The sequence below is a fragment of the Acinetobacter sp. BMW17 genome (assembly GCF_001592855.1).
Taxonomy (GTDB): domain Bacteria; phylum Pseudomonadota; class Gammaproteobacteria; order Pseudomonadales; family Moraxellaceae; genus Acinetobacter; species Acinetobacter johnsonii.
Genome location: NZ_LSOD01000026.1, coordinates 1 through 18,199 on the forward strand (window position 1 = coordinate 1; position 18,199 = coordinate 18,199).

An 18,199-nucleotide genomic window follows, 5' to 3' on the forward strand; every position below is an offset into this window, starting at 1 on the left:
CAGGTAGGACATTTGATTTGTAGCGTTATTTTCATACCTCTATTTTATCAAAAGCCATATTGTTTTTTTCAGCATACTTTTTGAAACACCGCCGTTTTGGGGTATTCAAGCTGAGAAGAGCCTGTATGGAAAGCTGCTTTGGAGATATTTTAGGATGTAGGTTTTACGTATGGGTGAATGTAATTTTTATAGATAGAAAAAAGCCCAAGTCATAATGCTTGGGCTTTTTAAAATTTGGCTCTCCAACCTGGGCTCGAACCAGGGACCTGCGGATTAACAGTCCGTCGCTCTACCGACTGAGCTATTGGAGAATCTGAAATGCAGTATAGAGAAAATTACACATCGGTCAAGTTACAATGCTAAAAAAAGTCGAATTTTAGATTAAATGTTTTTTTTATAAACAATTTGATATGTCATAGCTTTATAACGGAATGGTATAGGGTGTGGATCAAAGCAATGAGTGATAAAAAAAGCCCAAGTCACGATGCTTGGGCTTTTTAGAATCTTGGCTCTTCCACCTGGGCTCGAACCAGGGACCTGCGGATTAACAGTCCGTCGCTCTACCGACTGAGCTATGGAAGAATAGTGGCTCTCCAACCTGGGCTCGAACCAGGGACCTGCGGATTAACAGTCCGTCGCTCTACCGACTGAGCTATTGGAGAATCTGATGCGCATTTTAGGGAGGAAAGGAAAATGGGTCAAGCAAAAAATATTGAGAAATGAATTGTTTGCTTTATAAATATGCGTTTAGACAGCAAAAACAAAAAAACCGCTCAAAAAGAGCGGTTTTTTAAACAAGACGAATCTTATTTTTCAACGCCAGCAGCTTGGCCTGCATATTTCGCGTTTGCATAATCCCAGTTTACAAGGCTTTCAAGGAAAGTTTTGATGTAAACAGGACGCGCATTACGGAAGTCGATGTAGTAAGCATGTTCCCAAACGTCAATGGTTAACACTGCAACTTTACCGTGTGCAAGTGGAGTGTCTGCATTTGAAGTTTTAAGGATAGAAAGGTTGCCATTTACTTCGTCAGCAACTAACCAAGCCCAACCTGAACCGAATTGAGTTGTTGCAGCAGCAGCAAACTCTTCAGCGAATTTTTCGTAAGAACCGAACGCTTCATCAATTTTAGCAGCTAAAGCACCTGTTGCTTTACCACCACCGTTTTTAGCCATACAGTTCCAGTAGAATGTGTGGTTCCAAACTTGTGCTGCGTTATTGAAGATACCTGCTTTAGATGCATCACCAGCAGAAGCTGTGATGATTTCTTCTAAAGTTTTACCTTCAAGGTCAGTACCCTTGATTAGGTTGTTTAGGTTAACAACATAAGTATTGTGGTGTTTGTCGTGGTGGAATTCTAAAGTTTCTTTGCTGATGTGCGGAGCAAGATCTTCGTAGCCATATGGAAGTGCAGGTAAAGTAATGGTTGTCATGTTTCATTCCTTGCAGATTTGCTGGGTTTTACTTTAAGTGCATTTATTGTAAATGATTCTATGGACAATAGGGCAGTCTTTTAATACACAAAATATGCAAAAAATTTCGCAAGGAGACATATACGATACACAAGATATCGTTAGAGTCTTTTGTGCAGAATATATTCATTTTAAAAGACTCTAAGCTCTAGATGGATTGAGGTGGTGATTAATTTTTAGTCTGCAACGCAGCATGGTAACGGCGATTTACTTCATCCCAATCGACCACATTATAAAAGGCATTGATATATTCAGGACGGCGGTTTTGGTATTTTAGATAATACGCATGTTCCCATACATCTAAACCGAGAATAGGGGTATGACCGTGCATCAGTGGTGAATCCTGATTTGCACTGCTTTCAACAATCAGCTGGTGTTCAGGTGTTACGCTCAGCCATGCCCAACCACTGCCAAAACGGCTAATCGCTGCTTTGGTAAATGCATCTTTAAAAGCATCAAAACCACCGAGTTGCTCATCAATAGCCTTTGCCACAGCCCCAGTCGGTTGCCCACCACCTTGTGGACTCATAACTGTCCAAAACAGTGAGTGGTTGGCATGACCACCTGCATTATTGATCACCATATTTTTAAGATCAGTAGGGACTTCATTGACTTTGGCAACCAAATCTTCCACAGACAGTTTCTCCCATTCTGTGCCTGCAATCGCGCCATTAATGTTATTGATGTAGGTTTGATGGTGTTTACTGTGGTGAATTTCCATTGTTTTCGCATCAATATTGGGTTCGAGTGCATCATAGGCATAAGGAAGAGTGGGTAAAGAATAAGCTATGTGTTTGATTCCTTTAATCATCAAAATTGTTTTATTGGGATTTTTCAAAGCAGTTTTATTATCCACTTAAACATTAATGAGAATCAATATGTTTATTATTTGCATTTTAGGGTGGAAGGTAGCAAGTTTTATTGTTCATATTGGGTTGGAAGTTCAGTATGTATAACAAGAATGAGATGCAAAGCGTTTTTTTGAAATGATGCTATGTTTTGATTTAAAAAGATGAAAGGCTAGGAATAATATTTTAGAAATTAATAATTTGCTGAAATGGAAGTGATGTCAGATGCCATGCGATGTAAGCGCATTGAAAGGACTGGGATGAAAGGAGTTTCATCCCAGTGATTGCTTAGATCGGGTTATTTAACTCGAAATAAACATATTCAAGATCAAATTGTTCTGAAATGGCTTGACCTAATCGCTGCACGCCATAGCGTTCAGTCGCATGATGTCCGCAAGCAAAATAATGTACGCCTAATTCTTTGGCTTCATAGAAGGTACGTTCACTGACTTCGCCTGAAATATAGGCATCACAGCCTTGTTCAGCGGCTTTTACAATAAAATCTTGTGCACCACCGGTACAAAAACCGACTTTTTCAATCATGGTCTTGTCCGCAGGAAGATGGGTGACATCAAACTTTAATTTCTCAGATACAAACTTTTTAAAGTCTTCCATAGGCATAGGCTGGTTTAAATAACCAATATTACCAATAGGATGACGCTCAGATGGATCAAGTGCCTCAATACGTTCCAGTTTGAGCAAATCTGCAATCGCTGCATTATTTCCAAGACTCGGATGGCTGTCGAGGGGGAGGTGATATGCCAACAAAGAAATGTCATCTTGAATCAGACTCTTGATCCGTTTACCGCGCATACCTGTGATGGGGTAGGCTTCGCCTTTCCAAAAATATCCATGATGCACCAGTAAAAGATCCGCATTTTCTCGGATCGCGGCATCTATGGCATCTTGCGATGCAGTCACCGCAGCTAAAATTTTACGCACTTCGGTCTTTCCTTCAATTTGAAGGCCATTCGGTGCATAGTCCTTAAACTCAGGTGATTTGAGGGTTTGATCACACCACTGAATAATGTCTTGTAATTTTGCCATATCGACTTAAAAACTCTTTTAAATTGATTACATCGGAACCTATTGTTTATTGTAACTAAAGCATGACAAAACTCTTGCTTATTTTTGTGCTTCGGCTTGAATTTCGCTTTACAATAGGCATAAATTACTTAGTCATCAATGAATTAAAACATTTTAGAGGGTGAAATCGTGCGCAGGACCTTTTCCTGGTTACCTTGGGTATTACTCATTTTAGTCATTGCTGGATTTTTTGCTTGGCAGCAGTATCAAAAGCCAAAAGCGCCTGTGGCGTCGGATGGGATTAAGATGCCTGCTGAAAAGGTGGAGCCTTTAATTAACACCACGCGTACCGGTGGGGTGGTTTCTTATAGTGCCGCAGTGAAAGTGGCTGCGCCAGCAGTAGTGAATATTTTTACCACGCAAAAAGTCAAACAACTTGACCATCCATTACTCAATGATCCTGCGTTCCGTGAATTTTTTGGCAATCAAATTCCAGATCAGTTTAGCCAAAATAAAAATGAAAACAGTTTGGGTTCAGGTGTGATAGTTCGCCCTGATGGTTATATTTTGACAAACAACCATGTGATTGCTCAAGCTGATCAAATTGTTGTGGCATTACAAGATGGCCGTCGTGCAGTGGCAAAAGTGATTGGTACCGACCCCGATACCGATTTGGCTGTGATTAAAATTGAGCTGGCGAACCTGCCTGTTTTACCTTTTAAGCTAAGTGGCAACGAAGTGGGTGATGTGGTCTTGGCCATTGGTAACCCATTTGGTGTAGGTCAAACGGTTACGCAAGGTATTGTCTCTGCTACAGGACGCTCTGACCTAGGTATTAATACTTATGAAGACTTCATTCAAACCGATGCTGCGATTAACCCAGGTAATTCTGGCGGTGCTTTGATTGATGTGGCGGGGAATTTGATTGGGGTTAATACAGCAATTTTCTCTCAGTCAGGTGGGTCTTTAGGCATTGGTTTCGCCATTCCTGCAAGAATTTGCCAACAAGTGCTGAACTCCATTCTTAAAGACGGTCGCGTGGTACGTGGTTGGCTAGGTATCAGCTTATTGCCTGTTGAACAAGTCAATATCTTAGAGCCTAAAGGGCCAGGTGTGGTTGTCGCGGATGTGTTAAAAACGGGACCTGCTGCAAAAGCTGGTTTAAAGAAAGGCGACAAGATTGTGAAAGTGAATGATGAAGTGATTACTTCAACCTCACATTTGATTAATTTTGTGGCTTTACAACCGCCAAATAGCACCATTCAGATTTCACTTGAGCGCGATGGCAAACCTTTAGATGTTGCTGTGGTTGTTGGGGAAAGAAAAGAGCAAAATCAGGACTCTCAATTTATTCCATTACCTGAATAAGACTAAAAAACGTAAATAAAAAATGCCTCTTTATAGAGGCATTTTTTATGAGTAGATGATTTACAGTGTGAATATTAAATGTAGAGCATGATCAATAGAAAACCCTGTGTATTTTAAAGCTTGAGAGTGGTAAATGGTGTTCCAATTTAAGTTGCACATCAAAGCTCACTTATTATTAGATATTGCCCAATGGCATCAAGCATTCATAACACGATGAACTTATTCGTGTGGAGGTATAGGTCGAAGCTAAAAGAAGGCGTGTGATTGAGGATGCATTGTGCAGTCTTTCCCTGTGATTCTTATTTAACATAGATGATAAGTTTTACTTAGGAAATATTGAGCTTAACTTTTAGAAAAACCATTGCTGTTATCGTTTTGAATGCTGTTTTTGTTTAAGCGAGGCGCTGATGACTAGGTTGAATCGACAGGAGAATTTATAAGACACAAAAAAAACAGCAACCGAGGTCGCTGTTTTTTATAACTGGAAATTACGCTTCTTGCTGGATACCCGCAACGAGCCAGTCTTGGGTAGAACCCGCAGGTTTTACAAAGTGCCAAACTTCAGCAAAAGGTTGCGGTAAGCTGTTGAGATCTTCACTTACTGTACCAGTAAAACGTACGCTAACCACGTATTGACCATTTTCTGTCGCAGAGTCCGCAACCATCGCATTAAGGTTTGAAAACTCAGCTACATCTTGATCTTGATTCGCCATAATGTCTTGATACATAGATTGGTAAAGATCAGGTGTTAAGTAACGCTGAATTTCAGAAATGTTACTTGCTGTGTTCATCGACTGAATATGATTGAAACGTTGACGAGCAATACGTAAGAAAGCCGCAGGTTCTGTACCGTCTGGCAGCTGACTACCACTATTGGTATATGCAGCGCCAAAAGGTGCGTTGTTTTGTGGTGTAGCAGCTGAACCACCTACAGACTGACCAAAAATGTTGCTGTTGTCATTTGATGTACGTGGTGCAGCTTGTTGGCCAAACGGTGCTTGAGTTGAACCATTGTTTGGCGCGTATGGATTAGGTGCTACTTTTTTTTTTGCGCCCATTTTACGAAAAATGAAGAAGGCAACAGCAGCGGCAAGAAGAATCCAAATCCAACTTGGAATACCACCTTTTTCTTCCTGTGCTTGCGCTTGAGAAGCAGAGTTATCATCTGCCAATGCATTTGCAGCTACAGCACCAATTGCAGCACCCGCTACACCAGCCGCAACCATACCGCCGACGCCTGGACCAGATTTAGCTGGAGCTGTAGCAGGCGCGGTAGGTTGTTGAGCTGGAGTTGCTTGACGAGGTTGTTGATAAGACTGAGTTGGTGCAGCTTGACGGCTCATGCCGTGGCTTTTACCACCACCTGCACGTTTAGCTTCTGCGGCTAAGGGTGCAACTAAAAGAGCCGCTGTTAAAAAACCAGCAATCAAACCACGCTGTCGAACTTCCATCAAATTTTCCTACTCTATAAAAAATAAATTTTAACTCTACCTTTATGCAGCCTTTCATCCTAAATTTCAATAAAAAACGTGTTTATTTTATGAGAAATCCAAATGAATGGAATTTAGCTTAGTTGAGTTCGTCACTTAAGCTCATGGCTTCAGTGAGTGCCTCATGTAAGCGCGCCACGGCAATTATCTTCACCCCAGCAATGTCTTTTTGCGGTGCGTTACCTCGCGGTAGAATAATGTACTTAAAACCATGTTTAATGGCTTCTTTTAAGCGTTCCTGCCCATTTGGGACTGGACGAATTTCCCCAGAGAGTCCTACTTCACCAAAAACAGCCAATTGTTGTGGCAGCGCTTTACCCCGCAGACTCGATGCACAGGCCAATAGGACGGCCAAGTCAGAGCCTGTTTCCGTGATTTTTAAACCACCGACAACGTTGACATAGACATCTTGTCCAGATGTTTGCACGCCACCATGGCGATGCATTACCGCCAAGAGCATATTTAAACGGTTTTGTTCTAAACCTAAGGCGACTCGGCGCGGTTGACCATGTGCATCATCAACCAAAGCTTGAACCTCAACCAACAGAGGACGTGTGCCTTCACGGCTGATCATCACGATTGAGCCTGCAATTGCTTCATCATAACGACTTAGGAAAATGGCTGAAGGATTCGCCACTTCTCTTAAGCCTTTATCGGTCATGCCAAAAACCCCGAGTTCATTGACTGCACCAAAACGGTTTTTAACGGCTCGAATCATCCGATAACGTGAGTCGGACTGACCTTCAAAGTACAGAACACAGTCCACCATATGTTCAAGCACACGCGGGCCAGCCAGTGCACCTTCTTTGGTGACATGTCCGACAATGAACAAGGCTGTACCACTATTTTTAGCAAAACGTGTCAGTAAAGCTGCGGACTCACGAATTTGAGAAACACCGCCCGGCGCTGACTGGAGTGTTTCGGTATATAGGGTTTGAATGGAATCTAAAATTGCCACGGCTGGACGCTCATGGGCAAGCATTTCACATATCCGCTCGACACAGGTTTCTGCCATGACTTTGAGTTTATCTGTGGGTAGATCAAGACGATTTGCACGCAAAGCCACTTGAGAGAGTGATTCTTCACCTGTGACATACAATGCCGCACTGTTGGCCGCGGCCATATGCGTTGCCGTTTGCAATAAAATGGTCGATTTCCCGATACCCGGATCACCACCAATCAGTACCACAGAGCCCGTGACGAGACCACCGCCAAGCACACGATCAAACTCACCAATTCCTGTAGCCAATCGAGTCTCATGTGAAACTGAAATTTGATTTAAGGTGCTAATAGCAGCAGCTTGACCTGCATAGCCGCCACCCATTTTGGGCTGCGCACGATGTGTGACTGCTGGTGCAATATTGACTTCAACTAGACTATTCCATTCTCCACATTCAGAACATTGACCCGCCCATTTTGAATGGTCAGCGCCACATTGTTCACAGCGGTAAACACTTTTTGCTTTTGCCATGCTTTATTTGATGCACTATTTGGAGTATTCGATGGTTCAACAGCATACAGAGGATTGGATTTGAAATGAATGCTCTGAATCAAAAAGCCACCCGAAGGTGGCTTAAGTATTGCAGATTTTAAAAAATGTGCTTTGAAAATAACCTTAGTACAACTCACCTGATTTACGTTTTTCGACAAAATCACGTGACTCTTTCACAATCACCGTCGACAGCAATAACAAGGCAATTAAGTTTGGAACCGCCATTAAACCATTAAAGGTATCGGCAAATAGCCAGACTAAATCAAGCGATGCTACGCAACCAATAAAGACTGACGAGATGTAAATGAGGCGGTACAGCAGAACATACTTTTCACCGAGTAAATAAGTACAGCATTTTTCGCCGTAATAGCACCAACCTAAAATGGTGGAGTACGCGAAGAACACAATACCAAAAGTTACGATCCAGCCCCCTACACCCGGCAGTAATTGGTCAAAAATATGGGTGGTTAATACCGCGCCTGTTTCGCCACCAAAACTATTGCCCGCCATGATAAAGCCCATGACCAAGACTATCCCTGTGATACTACAGACGATAATGGTATCGATAAACGTACCTGTCATTGAGACTAAGCCTTGACGCGCAGGGTGGTCGGTTTTTGCAGCAGCTGCAGCAATGGGTGCCGAACCCATACCAGCTTCATTTGAGAAGACGCCACGAGCGACACCGTAACGAATGACTGCACCAATTGCACCACCTGCTACCGCTTCACCAGTAAAGGCATCACGGAAAATCAGTTCAAGTGCAGGCATGACGAGTTCAAGATGGTTGAAGATAATAATGAGACCACCGAGGACATAGCCAATCGCCATAATCGGAACGATGAAAGAAGCGGCTTTAGAAATAGATTTAATCCCGCCTAAAATAACCAAAGCGGAGAATACCGTAATGACGATACCTGTGATCCATGTCGCAACTCCCGTACTGTTTTCAACAGCGAGCGCAACTGTGTTGGATTGTACTGAACTGCCAATCCCAAAAGACGCCAAGGTGCCAAATAGTGCAAAAATCAGTGCCAACCACTTCCATTTTAGGCCGCGTTCAATGTAGTACATTGGACCGCCAGACATTTCACCTTTTTCATTTTTGATTCGGTATTTAACTGCCAGTACGCCTTCCCCATATTTGGTTGCCATACCGAACAGGGCTGTCATCCACATCCAAAACACCGCACCTGGGCCACCAAGGACACAAGCGGTTGCAACACCGGCGATATTACCCGTACCAATGGTGGCAGAGAGTGCTGTCATGAGGGATGCAAAGTGCGAGATATCTCCTGCATGAGAATGTGCTTGGTCATGTTTGCCAAATACTTGTTTAAAGGCCAGAGGCAACATGCGAATTTGCCAGAAGAACAAGCGTAATGTGAGGAATATCCCTGTTCCGACAATGAGGACCAACATATAGGGTCCCCAGACCCAACCACTGATGGTTTCCATAAAAGTTTGTAAACTTTGTGTATTCATTTTTCTTTTAGTCCTCTATGTTTTAAAACTTGAAATTTCTAGAAAAATTTTGAGTTTTATTAAGCAATTGATATGCCACAGTCATGCTTCCTGCACGATTTTTTATTGATTTTTAGTCTTGTTGTATTTGTTACACGGAAATTTATTTTTGACAAGTGTTTTGCTGATTTTTTCAACAGGAACTTTTACGTGTCTTTTGTTGTATTAAATATAAGAAAAATTAATTAACTTTTCAAAAGATGTTGAAAATATAGATTAATACAATTTTATTTTTATTTTTTTGTTCTTTTCGGGTAATTTTGGCGACTGGAAATAAAAGACGACATCAAGAATGAGTTTAGAAAATACAGAATCGACCTCTGAACAAGGCGATTTAAAACGGAGTTTATCCAACCGCCATTTACAACTCATTGCGATTGGCGGTGCGATTGGTACAGGTTTATTTATGGGGTCGGGGAAGACGATTAGTCTCGCTGGGCCATCTATTTTAATCATTTACATGATTATTGGTTTTATGGTGTTTTTGGTCATGCGCGCGCTTGGCGAATTACTGCTGTCTAACTTGAAGTACAAATCGTTTATCGATTTCTCTACCGATTTGATTGGGCCGTGGGCAGGCTATTTCGTTGGTTGGACCTATTGGTTATGTTGGATCACGATTGGTATCGCGGACTTATCAGCCATTATTTATTACCTTCAGTTTTTTAATGGAGGGATGCCGTTCACACCTGGGGAAGGGGTGATGATCAGTGTTGCGGCCATTGTGTTCATCATGGGCTTGAACTTGGTCACGGTGAAACTGTTTGGTGAGCTAGAGTTCTGGTTTGCACTGATTAAAATTATTGCCATTGTGGTGTTGATTGCCGTTGGTTTATGGATGATCTTTACAGGGTTCACTTCAACCACGGGTGAAATTGCATCATTTAGTCATCTTTGGTCACATGGCGGAATGTTCCCAACAGGCGTGACAGGCTTCCTTGCTGGTTTCCAAATTGCGATCTTTGCCTTTGTAGGTGTAGAGCTGGTCGGTACCACGGCTGCTGAAACCAAAGACCCAGAAAAGAATTTGCCTAAAGCGGTGAACTCGATTCCAATTCGTATCATTGTTTTCTATGTGCTGTCTTTAGTGATTGTAATGTCTGTGACACCATGGAACGTGATTGATCCGGCGGTTTCGCCTTTTGTGAACTTGTTTAGTCAAGCGGGCATTGCAGCAGCAGCAATCATCATGAACTTGGTAGTATTGTCTTCTGTGATGTCATCAATGAACAGTGGTGTGTTTTCAACGTCGCGTATGTTGTTTGGTTTGTCTCGTGAAGATCAAGGGCCAAAAGCATTTGGGCATTTAAACAAGCGTGCTGTTCCTGCAAATGCATTGTACTTTTCAGCAATTTGTTTACTGTTAGGTGCTGCACTACAGTACTTTGTACCAAATACTGTTGAAGCCTTTACTTTGGCAACCACACTGTCGACGATTTTGTTTATCTGCGTCTGGATTATGATTATCTGGAGCTACATTGTGTATTACAAAACACGTCCAGAGTTACATGCAAAATCGACCTTTAAATTACCGGGTGGTCTGTTTACCTGTTGGTTTGTGATTGTTTTCTTTATTGGTGTGATCTATGTGTTATCACTAGAAGCCGATACCATGAAAGCTTTAATGGTGAGTCCGATTTGGTTCATCATTTTGATTATTGGTTATTTTGGTTTCTACAAACCGAAACATAAATAATCGATACCATTTAAAAAAACGCCAGTCTTTAACTGGCGTTTTTTTTTAACTCACTATAATCTTTAGCGCTTAGTGGTTTGGTCATGTATGTTGATCAGGTTATACTTCTTCAAAATATCAAATAGGTGATCAGATGCGTTCTGTCATTTGCTGCATCAGTGTCTTGGTGATGAGTACTGCATTCGTCGGTTGTGGTCAGTCTGGTACATTACATATGCCAAATGATCCAAACTACGACAAGCGAGCGAAATATTTGCTTTATAAAGACGCAGCATCTAAGCCGTCTGCACAAAAGGAAGATACAGCGCCCGTTAAGCAAGAGTTTGCTGCACCTTCAGTTGAAACCAATCAGCCTTAATACCTTAAACGCTTCATAGAAAGGATACATTCATGAGTTTTACCCGCAATCATGGGGTCTTGCACGCTGAGCAATGCTCGCTGCAACAGCTTGCGCAGCAATTTGGTACACCACTGTATGTTTATTCAAAAGCGACTTTTGAAAAACACTTTACAGAGATGGATCGTGCTTTTGACTTTATCGATCATCAAATTTGTTTTGCGGTCAAGTCAAACTCAAACATTGCGGTATTGAATGTCCTTGCGAAGCTCGGTGCGGGTTTTGATATTGTGACCGGCGGAGAACTGGCTCGTGTACTAAAAGCGGGTGGCGATGCTTCTAAAATTGTCTTTTCGGGTTTAGGTAAAACTGAGATCGATGTTCAAAATGCATTAGAAGTGGGTATTGCATGCTTCAATGTAGAGTCTCATGCAGAGCTGGATCGTATTCAAAAAGTTGCAGCGAAGCTCGGTAAAAAAGCACCCATTTCATTACGCGTTAATCCAGATGTAGATGCGAAAACGCATCCTTATATTTCAACAGGCTTGAAAGAAAATAAATTTGGGATTCCGTCTGATACGGTGTTTGAAACTTATCAATATGCTGCAACGCTGCCGAATTTAGACATTATTGGGATTGACTGTCATATTGGTTCGCAGCTGACTGAAACACAGCCTTTTGTGGATGCGCTAGATCGCGTGATTGTGATGATCGATCAGCTTAAAACCATGGGTATTCAGCTGAAACACATCGATATTGGTGGTGGTTTAGGCGTGACCTATAAAGATGAAGTGCCGCCTACCGTTTTTGAATATGCCAATGCAATGAAGCCCGCTTTAGAAAAATTGGGTTTGAAAGTGTATATGGAACCGGGACGTAGTATTTCGGCAAATGCAGGGGTACTCCTGACCAAAGTTGATTTACTCAAACCGACTATTCACCGTAACTTTGCGATTATTGACGCAGCCATGAACGACTTGATTCGTCCTGCACTGTATGAAGCATGGATGGATATTCAGCCCGTTACACCGCGCTCAGATGTCGAGGCAAAAGAGTGGGATGTGGTTGGTGCGATTTGTGAAACAGGTGATTTCTTAGGGAAAGAGCGTGTGCTTGCACTCAAAGAAAATGACATACTGGCTGTATTAGGTGCTGGCGCTTATGGTTTTGTCATGAGTTCAAATTACAACAGTCGCGGTCGTGCCGCTGAAGTGATGGTAGATGGTGAAAATGCACATTTGATTCGTGAGCGTGAAACCATTGAGTCGCTTTGGGACAAAGAACGTTTATTGCCTGAAGGATAATTCAAGATGTTATTAGAATTTACCAAAATGCATGGTCTAGGCAATGACTTTATGGTGGTTGATTTAATCAGCCAAAGAGCATTCCTTGATACTGTTACGATTCAGCGCTTGGCGGATCGTCATTTCGGCATCGGTTTTGATCAGTTGTTGATTGTTGAGCCACCTGATTTACCCAATGTCGACTTCAAATACCGTATTTTCAATGCTGATGGTTCTGAAGTTGAACAATGTGGTAATGGCGTGCGCTGCTTTGCACGCTTTGTACATGAGCGTCAGCTCACTACAAAGGCAAAGATTAAAGTGCAAACCAAAGCAGGAATTGTAGAACCTGAACTCGGTCAAAATGGCTGGGTACGCGTGAATATGGGCTATCCAAAATTCTTGCCACAGGAAATTCCATTTATTGCGGATGCTCCTGAAGCATTGTATGACATTGCTTTGGCGAACAATGAGCAATTGACCATTGATGTGGTGAATATGGGTAACCCTCATGCAGTTACTATCGTTCCTGATGTAATTACAGCTGATGTTGCACGTCTAGGACCTCAGGTTGAATCACATGAGCGTTTTCCGCAGCGTGTAAATGCAGGGTTTATGCAAATCATTGATGAAAAGCATGCGCGCTTACGTGTGTTTGAACGGGGTGTAGGCGAAACCTTGGCCTGTGGAACAGGAGCTTGTGCGGCTGCGATTTCAGGTATGCGCCGTGGTTTACTCGATTCATCTGTTGAAATTGAATTGGCAGGTGGTAAGTTACATATCGAATGGCGTGAAGGTGATGTGGTTTGGATGACGGGACCAACCTCAAATGTCTACGAAGGACGTATCGATCTGAGTTACTATCAAAACTAAGTTTAGCGTCAAACAAGAAGCACTGATTTATCAGTGCTTTTTTTATGAAAAATGAAATAGGCATATAAAGAGCTGAGACAGTGCTACTATGCAAAAGCCAATCAATCTTTCATCTAATAGAACTATAGAGGCTGACTTGTGACTTTTGAGCCCATGCAACTGCTCGCGATGTGGTTAAAACAACGAGAAATACAAAATCAGTCTGCCCATACTTTGCAGGCTTATGAACGAGATGTGTCTGATTTTCTGCTATTTTGTGAACAGAAAAAGCTTGAGTTGGGTGATGTTGAAGCCACTGATTTACGCGAATTTATTGCACAAAAAGTTGAACATCAACAGTTGAGCTCCAGTAGTTTACAGCGGATGTTATCTTCTATTCGTCAGTTTATGAAATGGGCTGAGCAGGGGCAACATTTGGCTTTTAATCCTGCCGATGACTTTCAGCTTAAACGTAAACCTCGTCCTTTGCCAGGTCTAGTGGATATTGAAACCATCAATCAAATTTTGGATCAGGCCTTGCCTGAGAAAGAAGTCGAACAGCAAATGTGGTATCGAGACAAAGCTTTGCTAGAGCTGCTTTATGCCAGTGGATTACGCTTAGCGGAAGTGCAAGGCTTAAGAATTAAAGATATCGACTTTAACCGACAATTACTGCGTATTACAGGTAAGGGCAATAAAACTCGGGTTGTGCCTTTTGGTTCTAAAGCCAAAGATGCAGTAATGAAATGGCTGAGCATTTATCCGCTGTGGAATGGTGATTTTGTGCCCGACGCACAAGTTTTTATTACTCAAAAGGGCAATCCTTTGGGGATGCGCCAGATTGAAAATCGGGTTAAGTTTCAAGCACAGCGTGCAGGTGTAAATATTGATCTGCATCCGCATTTACTCCGTCATTGTTTTGCTAGTCACATGCTATCAAACAGTGGTGACTTACGTGCAGTGCAGGAAATGTTAGGTCACAGTAACTTAAGTACCACCCAAATTTATACCCATGTCGATTTTGACAGGCTGGCTCAAGTGTATGATCAGACACATCCACGAGCACAGCAAAAGGTGAAAACTTAGTTCATTCATACTTTAAAAATAGTGTCACATAATGCATGCATTATAGCGCTGTGTTTTAGGTTAAATGCCAAAGGTCAGAACAAACAGCGTAAACACATTAGCGGATATCTATGAAAGCGCTAGGGCGCTCTGTGAGATTCGGCATTATTCTTGCTTTACTTACTCTTGCTTGAATCAACTTGATCAATAAGTAGCAATGATCGCTCACTTTTGTTGGAAAAAGTGTGATTATGAACTTTTGTAGAATAATAAATCGGCAAAAAATAGAGTATAAACTTAAAAGAGGATGGGCTTAATGTTCCAGTTTAATGAAACGGTAGATTTAAGCTTATATTGAAGATGACAAATGTGAAAATAGGTCAGTATATGATTTCAGATATACAAGCAAAGTATGATCAACTCAGCTCCGCGCAAAAAGAAATTTTTGCGGGCTATGGTTTGCGTCAGGTCAAACACTTTGTTGAAATTAGTTTAGCCAATATTGAACCTGTACTGCCTGAAAATGCATTTGTTCAAGGCGTCAATGCAGCAGGTAAAGTTCAGGCTTTTAATGCAGAGACTGGGCAATACTATTTATGGATTTCCGATTTACAGTGGCAAGCGACTGCACAGCCCTCAAATAGCATTGATTTAAAAGACGACTTTCTTGAAGTCTGGAAAATTTTTAATCTTGGACAATATGAATTGATTGATTTAAGTCATATTCATCGTGATTTTTTAGAAAGTCAGTTGGCTTAATGGCATAGAGCGTATGTCGAAGCAGAGGGCTATTTTGGTCGAGTTTAGGATGATTAAAATAGCCACGATGTTGCATGCCGAGACGTTTCATTACCGCTTCAGAAGCCCTATTTTGAACTGCGGTAAAACCAACAACTTCATCCAGTTTTAAAACCGAAAAAGCAAAATATAGACAAGCCTGTGCAGCTTCTGTGGCATAACCCTGATGCCAAAACTTCGAGTCCAATCGCCAACCAATTTCGACACAGGGTGAAAAATCAAAGCACTCAGGTTGAGCATCTAAGCCTGTAAACCCAATGAATTCCTGACTATGCTTCAGTTCGACTGCCCAAAAGCCCCAACCATTTTGATTGATGAATTGCTGAAACGTTTGCGCAAGGGCATCGCTTTCTGTTTGCGTGAGTGGACTAGGAAAATAACGCATCACTTGAGCATCGGCATTTAACTGCGCAAATGCAGGAAAGTCATCTGCGCGCCAAGCTCTTAGACGTAAACGCGCCGTTTCTATCGCAAAATTGAAATGCGCTGACATTAGATTTCATCGAGCGGGAGTTGGAAACTTTGTTTAATGATTTGACTTGGCAAGTCTGTTTTGACACTGGTAATGCCATTCTTTTTGGTCAAATGCGTGGATTGGAATTCACGATAGCTTTCTAAATCAGGTACTACAACTTTCAGCATTGCATCGCATTCCCCTAAAATAATGTAGCATTCCATAACTTGAGGGAGCTCTTTCATGGCTTCAATAAAGGTGTCGATGGTTTCGGCATCTTGACCGACCAGCCAAATACGCGAGAACAGAATCAGTTGAAGGCCAATTTTTTGTGGATCGACCACTGTGGTATAATTTTGAATAACACCTGCTTCTTCTAATAGTTTGACGCGTCTTAGGCATGAAGACGGTGATAGACCGATTTCTCGTGCTAAGTCATTATTTTGAATACGGCCATTGTCTTGTAAGTGGCGAATGATATTTTTATCAATACGGTCAAGTTTTATGCGCACAGACTTTGGTGATTGTTTCATATCTTAGAATATAATTTGAAAAATACGTTTTATTATAGAATAAATTGAAAGCCAATTTTGTATTATTTCGCACATACTAATTTTCACTTTCTAATGGATGAAAGGGGAAAGAAAATGTCTGTATATGTACTCTTTGCATTGACCGTGCTGCCACTAATTTTTACACCTGGGCCAGATATGTTATTTATTCTGTCTCAAGTTATGGGCAAAGATGCAAAAGCAGGCATGATGGCGACTATCGGCGTATGTACAGGCTATTTACTACATTCAATTTTAGTGGCTTTGGGTATTGCTGCCATTATTGTGTCTTTCCCGCTTTTGTTTGAAACCATCCGCTGGCTGGGGATTGCATATTTGTTGTATTTGGCCTTTGCTTTATTAAAGTCGGTTTTTAGCACTAAAAAATTGCAACTAGACCGAAAAACGGAAAATAACCCGATCAAAAAAGGCTTTTTTACCGCACTATTAAATCCTAAAGGTATGCTTATCTATTTTGCAATCTTGCCGCAATTTATCGATAAATCTGCCAACACTGTCAGTCAAGGTTTGATTTTATCTTTACTCTTTATCGCGATGATTTTTGTGGTCTACTGTAGTTTGAGTCTGGTTTTTGCAAAACTGACACAGAAGGCCCCAATAGATGAACGTAAGCAAAAATGGATTGATGGCACTTCAGGTGGGCTGTTGGCATTGGCCGCGACATGGCTGATTGCCAATTAAACTCAGAGAAGCATGTCAGAATGGCATGCTTTTTTTTGAGGAAGTTTTTTAGATTGGTTAATAAAACAGCAATATTGTGTCATCGTATGTCTAGAATAATGAGTATTTGAATCTAAGGATGTGTGATCTATCTTAAATGACAGATTTGTGAAGCCTGATAAAGATGTGAACAGACAGTCAATAATCTATTTGATGGTGAATATTAGAGAAAAGAAATCAAATCTTTGAATAATGTAAATCAGATAAAAATATAATAAAAATCATAACTTAATCTGAGTGCGATTTTGTGCAAATATAGTGCGTACAAAAAAGTATGAACGCGTCGTTCAGCTAAATTTACGCATTTTTACAGCTCTTTGGTGAATTGTGACTTGACCGAAATGCCGTACACATTGCAAGATAGGGCACCTAAAAAAATTTAAGTGAAGAGTTAAACTAACTTTTCTCAACATTTACATTTGCTAAAACAGCCGAGGATTACATGAAGGCTCTTGTTGCTGTAAAACGTGTGGTTGATGCCAACGTTAAAGTTCGCGTTAAGCCGGACAACAGTGGTGTTGACTTAACCAACGTTAAAATGTCAATTAACCCATTCTGTGAAATCGCAGTGGAAGAAGCGGTTCGCTTAAAAGAAAAAGGAACTGTTTCAGAAATCATCGTTGTTTCTATTGGTCCTAAAGAAGCGCAAGAGCAAATCCGTTCTGCAATGGCGCTTGGTGCTGACCGCGGTATTTTAGTTGAAGCTGATGACAGCCAACTGGGTGCTTTAGAAATTGCGAAAGTGTTGAAAGGCGTTGTTGACGCTGAACAACCTCAGTTGATTCTTCTTGGTAAGCAAGCAATTGACGATGACTCTAACCAAGTCGGCCAAATGCTTGGTGCGCTTCTAGGTGCAGGTCAAGGTACTTTTGCTTCTGAAGTTAAAGTTGATGGCGACAAAGTACAAGTAACTCGTGAAATCGACGGTGGTTTACAAACTGTTGAACTTGCACTTCCAGCGATCATCACCACTGACTTACGTTTGAACGAGCCACGTTATGCTGCTCTTCCAAACATCATGAAAGCGCGTAAAAAACCGCTGGATACCAAGTCTCCTGCTGATTTTGGTGTTTCTACAACAACTAAACTTAAAACAGTTAAAGTTGAAGCGCCTGCTGAACGTAAAGCTGGCGTACAAGTGAAGTCTGTAGACGAACTTGTAGAAAAACTAAAAAATGAAGCGAAAGTGATCTAATACAGAA

The 18,199-nt window shown here is 41.5% G+C and carries 17 protein-coding genes and 3 tRNA genes; 9 read left to right on the plus strand and 11 right to left on the minus strand.

Features of this window, described 5'->3' with window-relative positions:
• Positions 1-235: 235 nt before the first annotated feature.
• The 6 genes from AXW61_RS07645 to AXW61_RS07670 form a co-directional block, all read right to left on the minus strand.
• A tRNA-Asn gene (locus tag AXW61_RS07645) sits at positions 236-311 on the minus strand.
• Between the two features lie 195 nt (positions 312-506).
• A tRNA-Asn gene (locus AXW61_RS07650) sits at positions 507-582 on the minus strand.
• A 4-nt stretch (positions 583-586) separates the two neighbouring features.
• Positions 587-662: transfer RNA gene (locus tag AXW61_RS07655), tRNA-Asn, on the minus strand.
• Between the two features lie 144 nt (positions 663-806).
• Positions 807-1,433, minus strand: coding sequence for a superoxide dismutase (locus AXW61_RS07660; RefSeq protein ID WP_010327236.1), 627 nt, complete (start codon positions 1,431-1,433; stop codon positions 807-809).
• Positions 1,434-1,641: 208 nt separating this feature from the next.
• Positions 1,642-2,262, minus strand: coding sequence for a superoxide dismutase (locus tag AXW61_RS07665; RefSeq protein WP_062033934.1), 621 nt, complete (start codon positions 2,260-2,262; stop codon positions 1,642-1,644).
• Between the two features lie 346 nt (positions 2,263-2,608).
• Complete coding sequence (locus tag AXW61_RS07670) at positions 2,609-3,367, minus strand: Nif3-like dinuclear metal center hexameric protein (RefSeq protein WP_062033897.1); 759 nt, start codon at positions 3,365-3,367, stop codon at positions 2,609-2,611.
• Between the two features lie 168 nt (positions 3,368-3,535).
• On the opposite strand from AXW61_RS07670, the gene AXW61_RS07675 reads away from it, so the two are divergent.
• Positions 3,536-4,714 carry a trypsin-like peptidase domain-containing protein gene (locus tag AXW61_RS07675; protein WP_004982593.1) on the plus strand — a complete coding sequence of 393 codons (1,179 nt, stop codon included), beginning with the start codon at positions 3,536-3,538 and terminating at the stop codon, positions 4,712-4,714.
• A gap of 488 nt (positions 4,715-5,202) precedes the next feature.
• Here AXW61_RS07675 and AXW61_RS07680 read toward each other — a convergent pair whose 3' ends face one another.
• The 3 genes from AXW61_RS07680 to AXW61_RS07690 all read right to left on the minus strand — a co-directional run bounded on the left by AXW61_RS07680 (position 5,203) and on the right by AXW61_RS07690 (position 9,181).
• A complete protein-coding gene (locus tag AXW61_RS07680; protein ID WP_004695769.1) occupies positions 5,203-6,165 on the minus strand; it encodes a TIM44-like domain-containing protein in 963 nt (320 codons plus the stop codon).
• A 118-nt stretch (positions 6,166-6,283) separates the two neighbouring features.
• Complete coding sequence (radA, locus tag AXW61_RS07685) at positions 6,284-7,675, minus strand: DNA repair protein RadA (RefSeq protein WP_062033899.1); 1,392 nt, start codon at positions 7,673-7,675, stop codon at positions 6,284-6,286.
• A 144-nt stretch (positions 7,676-7,819) separates the two neighbouring features.
• A complete protein-coding gene (locus tag AXW61_RS07690; protein ID WP_062033900.1) occupies positions 7,820-9,181 on the minus strand; it encodes a sodium:alanine symporter family protein in 1,362 nt (453 codons plus the stop codon).
• A gap of 331 nt (positions 9,182-9,512) precedes the next feature.
• Here AXW61_RS07690 and AXW61_RS07695 point away from each other — a divergent pair, with 331 nt between their 5' ends.
• The 6 genes from AXW61_RS07695 to AXW61_RS07720 all read left to right on the plus strand — a co-directional run bounded on the left by AXW61_RS07695 (position 9,513) and on the right by AXW61_RS07720 (position 15,212).
• Positions 9,513-10,916 carry an amino acid permease gene (locus tag AXW61_RS07695; protein ID WP_004695775.1) on the plus strand — a complete coding sequence of 468 codons (1,404 nt, stop codon included), beginning with the start codon at positions 9,513-9,515 and terminating at the stop codon, positions 10,914-10,916.
• A gap of 133 nt (positions 10,917-11,049) precedes the next feature.
• Complete coding sequence (locus AXW61_RS07700; RefSeq protein WP_004982578.1) at positions 11,050-11,274, plus strand: hypothetical protein; 225 nt, start codon at positions 11,050-11,052, stop codon at positions 11,272-11,274.
• 32 nt (positions 11,275-11,306) lie between these two features.
• Positions 11,307-12,557: a diaminopimelate decarboxylase gene (lysA, locus tag AXW61_RS07705; RefSeq protein WP_062033903.1), complete on the plus strand. Its 1,251-nt coding sequence runs from the start codon at positions 11,307-11,309 to the stop codon at positions 12,555-12,557.
• Positions 12,558-12,563: 6 nt separating this feature from the next.
• On the plus strand, positions 12,564-13,409 hold the full coding sequence (dapF, locus tag AXW61_RS07710; RefSeq protein WP_062033905.1) for a diaminopimelate epimerase: 846 nt from the start codon (positions 12,564-12,566) through the stop codon (positions 13,407-13,409).
• A gap of 153 nt (positions 13,410-13,562) precedes the next feature.
• Positions 13,563-14,474 (plus strand): tyrosine recombinase XerC, encoded by a 912-nt coding sequence (locus AXW61_RS07715; RefSeq protein WP_062033935.1) that lies wholly within the window; start codon positions 13,563-13,565, stop codon positions 14,472-14,474.
• A 339-nt stretch (positions 14,475-14,813) separates the two neighbouring features.
• Entirely contained in the window at positions 14,814-15,212 is a 399-nt protein-coding gene (locus AXW61_RS07720; RefSeq protein WP_017397046.1) for a hypothetical protein, read from the plus strand.
• On the opposite strand, the gene AXW61_RS07725 is transcribed toward AXW61_RS07720, so the two are convergent.
• Positions 15,139-15,744, minus strand: a complete 606-nt coding sequence (locus tag AXW61_RS07725; protein WP_062033907.1) for a GNAT family N-acetyltransferase — start codon at positions 15,742-15,744, stop codon at positions 15,139-15,141. The genes AXW61_RS07720 and AXW61_RS07725 overlap by 74 nt on opposite strands.
• On the minus strand, positions 15,744-16,238 hold the full coding sequence (locus tag AXW61_RS07730; protein ID WP_004695793.1) for an Lrp/AsnC family transcriptional regulator: 495 nt from the start codon (positions 16,236-16,238) through the stop codon (positions 15,744-15,746). Before AXW61_RS07730 ends, AXW61_RS07725 begins: the two co-directional genes overlap by 1 nt.
• A gap of 114 nt (positions 16,239-16,352) precedes the next feature.
• Here AXW61_RS07730 and AXW61_RS07735 point away from each other — a divergent pair, with 114 nt between their 5' ends.
• Both AXW61_RS07735 and AXW61_RS07740 read left to right on the plus strand, forming a co-directional pair.
• The gene (locus tag AXW61_RS07735) at positions 16,353-16,958 is read left to right on the plus strand and encodes a LysE family translocator (protein ID WP_062033908.1); all 606 of its coding nucleotides are present in this window, start codon (positions 16,353-16,355) and stop codon (positions 16,956-16,958) included.
• Between the two features lie 481 nt (positions 16,959-17,439).
• Positions 17,440-18,192 (plus strand): electron transfer flavoprotein subunit beta/FixA family protein, encoded by a 753-nt coding sequence (locus AXW61_RS07740; RefSeq protein WP_005400499.1) that lies wholly within the window; start codon positions 17,440-17,442, stop codon positions 18,190-18,192.
• Positions 18,193-18,199: the final 7 nt, after the last annotated feature.

Bases quoted from the DNA above. Each gene is read 5' to 3' on its own strand.
- lysA (WP_062033903.1), top strand. From the start codon at position 11,307: ATGAGTTTTACCCGCAATCATGGGGTCTTGCACGCTGAGCAATGCTCG.
- dapF (WP_062033905.1), top strand. From the start codon at position 12,564: ATGTTATTAGAATTTACCAAAATGCATGGTCTAGGCAATGACTTTATG.
- AXW61_RS07680 (WP_004695769.1), bottom strand. From the start codon at position 6,165: ATGGAAGTTCGACAGCGTGGTTTGATTGCTGGTTTTTTAACAGCGGCT.
- AXW61_RS07725 (WP_062033907.1), bottom strand. From the start codon at position 15,744: ATGTCAGCGCATTTCAATTTTGCGATAGAAACGGCGCGTTTACGTCTA.
- AXW61_RS07735 (WP_062033908.1), top strand. From the start codon at position 16,353: ATGTCTGTATATGTACTCTTTGCATTGACCGTGCTGCCACTAATTTTT.
- AXW61_RS07695 (WP_004695775.1), top strand. From the start codon at position 9,513: ATGAGTTTAGAAAATACAGAATCGACCTCTGAACAAGGCGATTTAAAA.
- AXW61_RS07670 (WP_062033897.1), bottom strand. From the start codon at position 3,367: ATGGCAAAATTACAAGACATTATTCAGTGGTGTGATCAAACCCTCAAA.
- radA (WP_062033899.1), bottom strand. From the start codon at position 7,675: ATGGCAAAAGCAAAAAGTGTTTACCGCTGTGAACAATGTGGCGCTGAC.
- AXW61_RS07690 (WP_062033900.1), bottom strand. From the start codon at position 9,181: ATGAATACACAAAGTTTACAAACTTTTATGGAAACCATCAGTGGTTGG.
- AXW61_RS07700 (WP_004982578.1), top strand. From the start codon at position 11,050: ATGCGTTCTGTCATTTGCTGCATCAGTGTCTTGGTGATGAGTACTGCA.
- AXW61_RS07715 (WP_062033935.1), top strand. From the start codon at position 13,563: ATGCAACTGCTCGCGATGTGGTTAAAACAACGAGAAATACAAAATCAG.
- AXW61_RS07720 (WP_017397046.1), top strand. From the start codon at position 14,814: ATGACAAATGTGAAAATAGGTCAGTATATGATTTCAGATATACAAGCA.
- AXW61_RS07660 (WP_010327236.1), bottom strand. From the start codon at position 1,433: ATGACAACCATTACTTTACCTGCACTTCCATATGGCTACGAAGATCTT.
- AXW61_RS07730 (WP_004695793.1), bottom strand. From the start codon at position 16,238: ATGAAACAATCACCAAAGTCTGTGCGCATAAAACTTGACCGTATTGAT.
- AXW61_RS07740 (WP_005400499.1), top strand. From the start codon at position 17,440: ATGAAGGCTCTTGTTGCTGTAAAACGTGTGGTTGATGCCAACGTTAAA.